Raw genomic sequence first — 8,976 nt, 5'->3', positions numbered from 1 at the left:
TACAGTCCCCAACTCAACCCGGTCGAGCGGCTCTGGCTCTATCTGCGCGAGACCTCCCTCAGCCTCTGCGTCTTCCGCGACAGGCAAGCCATCATCGACGCATGCTGCGATGCATGGAACCGCGCCACCAAAGATCAAGCCCGCATCCGGTCCCTCTGCAACTATCCCTACATCAAAGCGGTCAGTTCATGAGCTGGTCGGTATAATCGGTGAACCCATCGCACCCGGATACGGCTGTCATATGGGTGTGCGCATAGGACGGCTGTCCACCGATGCAGCGGGCGCAATCTCACGAAGGAGCTTGCCCGAGACGGGCTAGCTCAGGCGCTTACTGAGACGACGCCTCTGGATCCTTCTCCATCGCCGGCGACATCAGCACGCTTTCCTTCTGATACGCGTCGTAGTCGAAAGCTTCCTCTTCCAGGACAGCGTCCCGATCGAGAGACAGCGTATAGCTGGCGGCCGAGGGGTCGAATGCCTGCCCGGCAACATCGCTGCGCTCGAAGGCGAATGCATAGTACCCGTCTGCGTCGAAGCTGATATCCGGTCGCACGATCACTGCCTGAAGGCGACCCTCGAGGTCGAAGGCAAGGTCTGCGAGATAGCCGAATTCGTCGCCGCCCTTCAGGAGCACATTGTCGCCGAGCAGCAAGGATACGCGGAAGTTCGACGCCGAGGTCGAACTTCCCTCCGCCGGCCCGAAGATCGAGTAGGCATCGGTATCATCCTCCTCGATGCTTGCCCGGATTCCATCCTCATCCACGGTCAGATCGATCGCCTCATAGGGAACCGCGATCACGGTCTCGTCGATGCCGAGGAAGCCATCGGAGTTGATGAGGACGCGCTGGATTGCATTGTCGTCACCGATCTCGAAATTGATCACTTCGCCGATGGGTTCGCCATCCTGGCCCGCAACATCCTGCTGCAACAGCGTTTCTGCCGTGAAGCCCGGGCTACTCATCAACCCGAGATCGGACTGCGAGGACGTTTCGTTTTCCGGTGGCGTTGCTGCGCTGTCGCTCGGCTGTCCGACAGCCTGCGTGGCGAAGAGTACGGAGAACGCCAGCACGAAGTTTTCGATACGCATCGATGCACCTTTCGCGTGCCTGTCTGGAAATGGGTCGACCCTCGCTTCGAAACCAAAATGTGGCCGGCGCGCGGGGCGCCGGCCACAGAATTTCGAACGAGGTCGCTTACTTGCTCTCGCCGGTGGAGGATGAGCCGGAAGCATCCGAACCGGTCGAGGACGAGCCGGAGGCATCCGAACCGGATGCCGACGAGCCGGACTGGGTTCCACCCTGCGATGCCTTCTGCGCTCCCATGACTCGACCGCTCGTATCGATCATCATCAGGACCGTCTCGCCATCCGGCGTCTGGGCCCGAACCATGTAGGCGGCGTCCATGATTGCGGCATCGGTATAGCCGGCGGTCTCGAGCGCCTTCAGGACCTTTTCCTGCGAGGTCACCATGTCTTCCGCCGACATCGGCGACGCAGAGGACGTCGACGCGGAGGACGAGGACGTAGCGCTGTTGTTCGTGGGCGCGGCGTTACCGGTGTCGCTCGACTGCGCCATAACCGGCGAAACACCGAAGGCAATGATAGTTGTCGCGAGAAGTAGCTTTTTCATGAGAAAATCCTTTGTGTTCTATGAAGCGGCCGGCGGGTTGCCGGCCGGCAAAATGCTCAGCGTCGAAGCGAACTAGACGTCGAAGAAACCGCCATCGCCCAAGTCGTCGCCGACATCGCCGTACTCGGGCTCTTCGATGACACCGCTGTCGTCGCGGTCATATCCGCCGTAGACCCCGGCGTTGAACTCGTCCTCCGTCAGGGCGCCGTCACCGTCTGCATCCCAGGAATCGTAGACGCCGCCTTCGCCGAAGCCGGTGTTGAACTCTTCCTGGTTAATCCCGGCGTTGCCGTCCGCATCCCAGTCCGAGAACGCTTCCTGTGCAAACGCAGCGCCAGTGGCGAGCGAGAATGCGAGAGCGGTTGCGGCAGTGAGGGTGGTCAGTCGATTGGTCATTGTAGTCCTCCGTTGATTTCTGACAGAGCGCTTTGCAGCACCTGCTAGATCAATGGAGCGAATGAGAATTCGTTCGGATTCTCGAACATTAACAAACTGTAGCCAGGAAAAGACCTAGATACAGTGTGGCTCGCTGAACGATTACGGAAATGTAACTTTCGGTTTGCTGCACCGCCACAAGTACGGACCTCCAAGATCCGACGGAACCCGTCTTAGCCGACTGGTTGAGCGACCTCGGATCGGCCGGCGCCGCTTGTTCAACAAAGCGGCGCCAGCGCGAGACCAGCGTGGCTCAGTCCGTCGGCGTCGGGACAAGGACCAGAAAGCCGGTCGACTGGACGGTCGGCTGCACACCCGGCACGCTGCAAGCGTAGCCATATTCGCCGACGGGCGGCGATTCCCGGATGACCATCTGGACCTCGTCTTCAGGGNACCAGAAAGCCGGTCGACTGGACGGTCGGCTGCACACCCGGCACGCTGCAAGCGTAGCCATATTCGCCGACGGGCGGCGATTCCCGGATGACCATCTGGACCTCGTCTTCAGGGGGAACCAGAAAGCCGCCGGTCGATGCGTCGAGGGCTGTGTCGGTGGTCTCCACCATGTCTGCCGCCTTGAAGAACTCCGGCGCGACGAAGGTGACCGGCAGTTCCGAGATGTTTCTGACGCGCAGGGTCAGCGGTTCTTCCGCCGGCAGTCGTGCCCGGGGAGGAAGACATTGGAGTTCTCCCTCCACGGTTCCCATGACGATCTCGATGGGAGGCGCGACCTCGCCGCCGACCGTCGTGAAATCGTCCGATTGCGCCAGCGCCGGGGTTACACTCGCCAACTGGCCGAGAGCGAGAAGTGCCCCTGCCAGAGCGCCGGTCTGTCTTCCTGGTGTCCATGTGGTTCTGTTTCGAGGTAGCAGCATCGTGTCGTCTCCTGGTTCGTCGAACGTCAGGGTGGAAAATGCGCGGGGACGGTGCCCGTCTGGCGCGACGGGGCCTGCTCCCGGGCGGACGCAGGCGTCGAATCCTGCGCACGTCTTCAGTTCGCTAACGGCCCGCGGCGGGATTTGTTCGGTCATGCATTCGGGTCGACGCGGCGTGCCCAACCCTGGCGGTGAAGTGCGACACGAGGGACGTCAGTGCCGAACAACAGGCTGTCGCGGTTGGGCGGCCGCGTGCTTATCGCATCGTTCCCTTTCCCGCGCTGCATCGCTACGGCCACCCGGCCGGGTTCCCAGGGTGCATCCGTAAATGCCATCGAGTTCATTAACATTCGTTCATTTTCGGAACAGGCGGCGGCGGCCGATGTTGCTCTCGCAGATAATTTTCGAAGCCACCTGTTCTCTAACGGTGCTTTGAACCTACCCAATTAACTCGGGAGAATATTATGACGATGACCGCGAAAAAACTCATCGGCATGTCCGCCCTCATCATGGGTTTTGCCGCCGCACCGGCGCTTGCGCAGGGTAATGATGTCGCAGCCTGGGATTTCGATCGCGACAGTTCCGTCAACAGCGAAGAGTTCATCGAAGGCTTCGGCAATATCGGTGCCTACAACGCGTCGGATACGGATGGCGACGGCAACCTGACCGAGGACGAGTTCAACACCGGCGTCTACGGCGGCTACGACCGCGACAACAGCGGCGCGATCGAAGAGCCCGAATTCGGCGATGTCGGCGACGACATGGGCGACGGCGGCTTCTGGGACATCTGACCCCCTTCGGTTCACGGAACACGGGAAAGTCACGGCCTTCTCAGTTACGTCAAAACGAGCATTCCCAAGGAGGAAACCATGAAGACACTTTTTGCCACTGCCACAGCAATCGCGCTTTTCGTCTCCCCGGCTTTTGCGCAGGACGCGCAGGATAAGCCGGCAACGGCGCACGCCGATCAGACGAACGGCACGACCACGAGCGCCGAGGACCAGATGTCGCGCGACAACGCAATGCAGAGCGCCAAGGGCGCCGGCATGACGGATGTCGCGATCGTCGACCGCGCCTTCGTGCTGCGCGGCACGAACGCCGCCGGAAATCCCGTGTTCATGATCGTGGATCCGCCCGGTGCCCTGATTGGCATCGGTGCTCCGATTAAAACGGCCTCGTCTGGCCAGGGCGTCTCGGAACCCGAGACAACGAGCAGCACCGAGAAAACGGTCGAGGAAATGGCGGGCGAGCCAGCGCAGTCGGGCTACATGGCCACGCAGGTCGATCCCGCTTCTCCGCAGATGTGGGACCCCATGTCCGTCGAACGCGAGATGCGTGATCTGGGACTCGACAAGCCCGCGCAATAATCGGTTCCCCGGGGCGGCTCGAAAGAGTCGCCCCGTTTTCAGAGCCGGGTCTGTTCGATCAGGACCCGCAGCCAAGACCATGCCGACAAGGTCCGGCATGACCGTCATCGGCAGGGCGTCGCGTCTTTCCTGCCAAACCGATTTCAGAGCCATCCGGCGTGTCTCGCGTGCCTTGGCTGAGCCTTGGCATTTGCCATTTGTCCGGTGGCGTTTTCTGAAGCCGCCCGCCGATCAGAGTGCCCGCGCCGATCCATGGCGTGAGAGTCACGCAGGATGATCGCGGCTTACCAACGAACTTATGGAATCTATCATGACAATGCCTGCCAGCAGATCCATCCTCTACGGCTCGGCCCTCGCGCTATTAAGCTCTACCTCCGCTTTTGCGGTCGATGCCGAGCCTTTCGCTGAACGGCTGACCGCGGTTCTGGAAAAGCAGAATCTCTCGATCGCCTATGCGGGCGCCAAAGAACGAGGTGACGACGTTGTTCTGAACGACGTCACCTTCTCCGTGGACGACACGAGCGTTAACGCTGGGGACCTCTTGTTCGAGGGGGTGAAGGGTTCGCGGGAAGAGGGATACGAAATCACACGTTTCTCGACCGACCTGGAACGCGACAACGCCTCCAGCGGCTGGAAGATCGACGACTTCGTTCTTGAAGGCATCGAGATTGCCGGGGCGGACCAGTCCTCGACGACCCCGACGTCGTCCGACCTGTATTTCGAACGCGCCACGCTCGGCGAGGTGCAGGTCACCGAAGGCGGCGAGGTCAGTTTCAGCCTGACCGGCTCGCAGATCGATAACGCCTTCTCCAATGACGGGGTTCTCACCAGCCAGTTCGATCTCGGAAACTTCATGATCAAGCCGGCAATCGGCGAGGACGAACCGTCGCTCGTCACCAAGCTGGATTACGAAGAGATGCGCGGCTCGGCTTCTGGCAAGGCAAGCTGGAATTCCCGGACTGGCCAACTCGAGATCGATCAGGTCAAGCTTGCGGTCGACGATGCCGGCACGCTGACCTTCAGCGAGAGCCTTTCGGGTTACACGCCCGACTTCATTCAGTCTGCCATGCAGTTGCAGCAGCGAATGGCGGACAAGCCCGACAATACAGAGGCTTGGACGGCCGGGATTCTCGGACTGATCTCCCAGCTCAGCCTCGGGGAACTGGAACTGTCCTACGAGGATGCGTCGCTGGTCGAACGTCTTCTGGGCCATTATGCCGAGCTCGGGGGACAGTCGCCCGAACAGCTTGTCGCAACGCTGGATGCCATGGTGCCAGCCATGCTGGCGGGCTTGCAGAACGAAGAAATGCAGAATGAAATCGCATCGGCCGTGTCTCGTTTCCTGAAAGACCCGCAGTCGATCACGATCTCCATCGATCCGACGAAGCCGGTCCCGGCGCCCCAGATCCTCGGCGCTGCGCTCGGGGCACCGGCAACCTTGCCGGACATCCTGAATTTGGGCGTTACCGCCAACCAGTAGCCGTCAGCACTGGTTCGGGGGCGGCAGGGAGGAAGCCTCGCCGTCGCCCCCGATATGTATCTGATCTGTCATACCTGCACCGTTTTTCGCAAAATCTTTGCAGAGCCGAACGGCAGCGGGCCAGCCACCTCTTCGGCATGCTGGCCCGCGCTGGCAATCTCGATCGACTCCCTCGATCGGCAGGGGAGAGATACCGGGCAGCGCCTGCCGGTCAGTAGCCGTTGAACATCGCCAGATACTCTTCCGACGAGATCATCCCGTCACCGTCGGTATCGGAATCCTCGAAGCTGGCCTCTTCCAGGTAGCTCTGTTCAAATTCCTTGTCGTCCAATGAGCCGCTGTTGTCGGCGTCATATTCGGACAGGTCAACTTCCTTGAACATCCGCTGACCCTGCGCGTATTCCTGTTCCTCCAGGGTCGCACTGCCATCCGTATCGACTGATGTGTAGAGGGCCGAGCGAAGTTCATCGCTATCCAGCCCGCCGTCGGAATTGCTGTCTGCCTCTTCGAATGGGACACTGGCGCCCTCGGCCTGCGCATCCTGCGAGGCGACCGGACTGCTGATCATCACGAGGGCGATTGGAGCAATCGTCAGCCAAAGCTTTCTGTCGATCATTTTGCTTCCTCCTATCCGTTACCAAGGGCGAACGACCCTTGGAAAGAGGAGTTCCACAGTCGCCCCTCCCCCGATCCATGGGTCGACGCCGCCGCCTCGCCCCCCGCGGCTTACAAACGAAAAAAGGGCTGCCGGATCTCCGACAGCCCTTTGTAGTCCCAAGTAGCGGCTTACTGCTCGCCGACGGTGATGATCATCCCGTCTTCCAGTTCGGCGTACTGGTCATCATCGAAGTCTTCCAGCGCTTCGACCTGGCTCTTCGAGACGTTCGGTGCCGTCATGCCGCTCTCCGTCGCGACCAGCGACGACAGCGGAATGGCAACCTGCTTCTCGCCGATCCCAAGGACGCCGCCAACCTCGACGACTGCGAACAGACGATTGCCGATCTTGACGACTTCGTCGATCTCGCCGAGCGCTTCGCCAGTGGCGTCCATCACGTCATAGTCGGTGATCACTGCAACCGTGACCTCGCGCTGCCCCGGAGCAGACGGGTTGATCGCCATGGTCTCATTGTCGGTGGCGGTAGATTGCTGCTGTCCGGCGGCCGCGGTGTTCCCCGTATCGGCCATGGGTGAGCCATCCGCGTTCTGATAGATGATCTCAGGCGCGCCCACTTCCTGATTGACAACCACATTCGCGTGTTCACGCTCGTAGCTGATCTGCGGACGCTGGTTGGACTGGCGAAGCTGGACGTTCGCGTTGGCCTGTTCGACCGTCACATTGGCCTGATCCGTATCGTCAGCTACTGCGACCGCGGCATTGCCGGAATCGTCGATAGCGACCGTGGGCTCGCCCTGGCTCACCGAGACCTCCGGCTGCGCCATGTCCACGTTCACATTCGGATCGGGCATCCGGACCGTGATGGTGGGCTTGGGAATATCGACCGTGATGGTCGGTGCGGGCTGCGTCATGGTGATGATCGGCTGCGGCTGCGACACGAAGACATCCGGGGCGGCCTGATCGACCTCCACCGTCGGCTCGGGAACATTCATCTTGATGGCTGGAGCATCCGGCTCCACAATCACGTCGGCTTCAACCTCGGAAGCGTTATTGTCCTGGGCGTAAGCAGCGCTGCTCAGCGCTGAACCGGCCAGAAGCGTAATGACGAAAATATTGCGCATGATGTTTTACCTTTCAATGCTGATTGGTAAGCAGCCGAAACTCAAGCTGAATTCGGTTTCTCTGTATCAGCAACGGACCGGAGCGTGCACTGTTCCAGCGGAGCGTTCCGAATGCTCGATCCCTTTGAGGGCGTGGGAACGGTGACGCATCGTTCCCGCCTTGGCTACGCAGTCGGAACCCTCGTCTTGTATGGGGCGCGTCCCGCGTTCGGTGAATTCCAAATCAGCAAAATTTTCCGATCGCGGTGCCGGGTCGACGACCGGCGGGTTCGTGGCTGCGGCGGGAATGCCAACCACGCCGCCTGACCCATCGCCTCGGCGTCGGACGCGCCGGCCTACTGGCCGGACCTGGATGTCCTGATGGACGACTACCTGGCGGCCAATCCGACGCGAAACCGCGATCTCGACCTCTTGCCCTAGTTCCTGCATTTCGACGAGCGGCGGGGGCGGGCGCGCCTGCCGATGGAGAAGATCGGCAAGCGGCCCGTCCTGCACTATCGCCTGCCGACCGCGCGGGTAAGCCAGCCCGGCTGGAGCATCGCGCCGGACTGGAACCGCTGGGTGGCGGTGGAACGCCTGGCGGCCGACCGGACACAGCTCGAGAAGCTCGCAGCGGCCTTTGGCGCAGCCGCCAGCGCGCCACGGAACTGGGCGGAGCTCTCGGCGCGGCTGGCGTTCGAGAATTGAGCGGTCGTCGCCGCGCTCTTCTGATCACGCTCTTTGGGCCGATGGGTTGATGGGTTTGATGCGGAGCGGAAAGAAAAGCGGGGACCGGTGGGGTCATATTGAGACGAGCCGCCATCTACGAGCCTTGCCGCGACACTGATCTAAACATCCGCTTCCATGGTGAGAGTTGCGAGCGGCTTCGGCGCAGTATGCGCGGCAAATCACCGCTTATATTATGCCTAAATTCTGCTCGTTGCCCGCTCTACGAGACCCTCTGATGCAACGCTTCGAGGAACTCGCGATGAGTCACATTGCCGAACGAGTGAAGGCCATCGTGGCTGAGCATCTGGATCTCGATCGAGGTGCGATTGATGACAAAGCGGAGATCGTCAATGACCTCGGTGCTGACAGCCTCGAGATGGTCGAAATGACCATGTTGTTCGAGGAAGAGCTTGGGATCGAGATACCGGATGATGTCGCGGAACGCATCGTGACCATCAATGATACAGTGATGCTTCTGGAACATTGGCGGCTGGGTGCGCGGGAAGAGGCGGGAGCAGAGGGATAGATCGTGATTGCCCACTTCGAAAGCGCCGCTCGCCACGCACTCGCATGGCTGAAGGGATCACCCCGTCCACTTACTGTCCATGATTCGGTCAGACGACTTCTGCGGCATGATGAGGGGATGTCCCGAAGTTTGTTGAACTTCGGCGAGCGGCGTTGCCGGATTGAAGGTTACGCGGCCCTGGAAACAGGGGCAACGGGCTTTTCGGCGAGGCGCTCTCGATGGG

The 8,976-nt window shown here is 60.9% G+C and carries 11 protein-coding genes and 1 pseudogene; 7 read left to right on the top strand and 5 right to left on the bottom strand.

Going from position 1 to position 8,976, the window contains the following annotated elements; genetic code table 11:
* A pseudogene (locus VQ042_RS26180) lies at positions 1 to 192 on the top strand (IS630 family transposase); the annotation flags it as partial.
* A gap of 136 nt (positions 193 to 328) precedes the next feature.
* Here the strand turns inward: VQ042_RS26180 and VQ042_RS23705 are convergent.
* On the bottom strand, positions 329 to 1,069 hold the full coding sequence (locus VQ042_RS23705; protein ID WP_331822746.1) for a PRC-barrel domain-containing protein: 741 nt from the start codon (positions 1,067 to 1,069) through the stop codon (positions 329 to 331).
* A 124-nt stretch (positions 1,070 to 1,193) separates the two neighbouring features.
* Positions 1,194 to 1,469 carry a hypothetical protein gene (locus VQ042_RS23700; protein ID WP_331822745.1) on the bottom strand — a complete coding sequence of 92 codons (276 nt, stop codon included), beginning with the start codon at positions 1,467 to 1,469 and terminating at the stop codon, positions 1,194 to 1,196.
* On the opposite strand from VQ042_RS23700, the gene VQ042_RS23695 reads away from it, so the two are divergent.
* Positions 1,468 to 1,704, top strand: coding sequence for a hypothetical protein (locus VQ042_RS23695; RefSeq protein WP_331822744.1), 237 nt, complete (start codon positions 1,468 to 1,470; stop codon positions 1,702 to 1,704). The two genes, VQ042_RS23700 and VQ042_RS23695, sit on opposite strands and share 2 nt — an antisense overlap.
* Here VQ042_RS23695 and VQ042_RS23690 read toward each other — a convergent pair.
* On the bottom strand, positions 1,701 to 2,024 hold the full coding sequence (locus VQ042_RS23690; protein ID WP_331822743.1) for a hypothetical protein: 324 nt from the start codon (positions 2,022 to 2,024) through the stop codon (positions 1,701 to 1,703). The two genes, VQ042_RS23695 and VQ042_RS23690, sit on opposite strands and share 4 nt — an antisense overlap.
* A 1,381-nt stretch (positions 2,025 to 3,405) precedes the next feature.
* Here VQ042_RS23690 and VQ042_RS23685 point away from each other — a divergent pair.
* The 3 genes from VQ042_RS23685 to VQ042_RS23675 all read left to right on the top strand — a co-directional run bounded on the left by VQ042_RS23685 (position 3,406) and on the right by VQ042_RS23675 (position 5,782).
* Complete coding sequence (locus VQ042_RS23685; protein ID WP_331822742.1) at positions 3,406 to 3,726, top strand: hypothetical protein; 321 nt, start codon at positions 3,406 to 3,408, stop codon at positions 3,724 to 3,726.
* A 78-nt stretch (positions 3,727 to 3,804) separates the two neighbouring features.
* Positions 3,805 to 4,302 (top strand): hypothetical protein, encoded by a 498-nt coding sequence (locus VQ042_RS23680; RefSeq protein WP_331822741.1) that lies wholly within the window; start codon positions 3,805 to 3,807, stop codon positions 4,300 to 4,302.
* A gap of 310 nt (positions 4,303 to 4,612) precedes the next feature.
* Positions 4,613 to 5,782, top strand: a complete 1,170-nt coding sequence (locus tag VQ042_RS23675; RefSeq protein WP_331822740.1) for a hypothetical protein — start codon at positions 4,613 to 4,615, stop codon at positions 5,780 to 5,782.
* A gap of 211 nt (positions 5,783 to 5,993) precedes the next feature.
* Here the strand turns inward: VQ042_RS23675 and VQ042_RS23670 are convergent, their stop codons facing one another.
* Positions 5,994 to 6,398 (bottom strand): hypothetical protein, encoded by a 405-nt coding sequence (locus tag VQ042_RS23670; protein ID WP_331822739.1) that lies wholly within the window; start codon positions 6,396 to 6,398, stop codon positions 5,994 to 5,996.
* A 170-nt stretch (positions 6,399 to 6,568) separates the two neighbouring features.
* A complete protein-coding gene (locus VQ042_RS23665) occupies positions 6,569 to 7,519 on the bottom strand; it encodes a PRC-barrel domain-containing protein (RefSeq protein ID WP_331822738.1) in 951 nt (316 codons plus the stop codon).
* A 462-nt stretch (positions 7,520 to 7,981) separates the two neighbouring features.
* Between VQ042_RS23665 and VQ042_RS23660 the strand changes: the two genes are divergently transcribed.
* Entirely contained in the window at positions 7,982 to 8,206 is a 225-nt protein-coding gene (locus tag VQ042_RS23660) for a hypothetical protein (RefSeq protein ID WP_331822737.1), read from the top strand.
* A 280-nt stretch (positions 8,207 to 8,486) separates the two neighbouring features.
* Entirely contained in the window at positions 8,487 to 8,753 is a 267-nt protein-coding gene (locus tag VQ042_RS23655; protein ID WP_331822747.1) for an acyl carrier protein, read from the top strand.
* Positions 8,754 to 8,976 lie beyond the last annotated feature (223 nt).

Origin of the sequence: Aurantimonas sp. A2-1-M11 (assembly GCF_036549475.1) — a bacterium.
Taxonomy (GTDB): domain Bacteria; phylum Pseudomonadota; class Alphaproteobacteria; order Rhizobiales; family Rhizobiaceae; genus Aurantimonas.
The sequence above is the reverse complement of the archived record's forward strand: the minus strand, read 5'-3'. Positions and strand labels throughout refer to the sequence as shown.

Excerpts from the sequence above, each read along its gene's own strand:
- VQ042_RS23695 (WP_331822744.1), top strand. The coding sequence starts at position 1,468 with ATGTCTTCCGCCGACATCGGCGACGCAGAGGACGTCGACGCGGAGGAC.
- VQ042_RS23700 (WP_331822745.1), bottom strand. The coding sequence starts at position 1,469 with ATGGTGACCTCGCAGGAAAAGGTCCTGAAGGCGCTCGAGACCGCCGGC.
- VQ042_RS23690 (WP_331822743.1), bottom strand. The coding sequence starts at position 2,024 with ATGACCAATCGACTGACCACCCTCACTGCCGCAACCGCTCTCGCATTC.
- VQ042_RS23685 (WP_331822742.1), top strand. The coding sequence starts at position 3,406 with ATGACCGCGAAAAAACTCATCGGCATGTCCGCCCTCATCATGGGTTTT.
- VQ042_RS23680 (WP_331822741.1), top strand. The coding sequence starts at position 3,805 with ATGAAGACACTTTTTGCCACTGCCACAGCAATCGCGCTTTTCGTCTCC.
- VQ042_RS23675 (WP_331822740.1), top strand. The coding sequence starts at position 4,613 with ATGACAATGCCTGCCAGCAGATCCATCCTCTACGGCTCGGCCCTCGCG.
- VQ042_RS23670 (WP_331822739.1), bottom strand. The coding sequence starts at position 6,398 with ATGATCGACAGAAAGCTTTGGCTGACGATTGCTCCAATCGCCCTCGTG.
- VQ042_RS23665 (WP_331822738.1), bottom strand. The coding sequence starts at position 7,519 with ATGCGCAATATTTTCGTCATTACGCTTCTGGCCGGTTCAGCGCTGAGC.
- VQ042_RS23660 (WP_331822737.1), top strand. The coding sequence starts at position 7,982 with ATGGAGAAGATCGGCAAGCGGCCCGTCCTGCACTATCGCCTGCCGACC.
- VQ042_RS23655 (WP_331822747.1), top strand. The coding sequence starts at position 8,487 with ATGAGTCACATTGCCGAACGAGTGAAGGCCATCGTGGCTGAGCATCTG.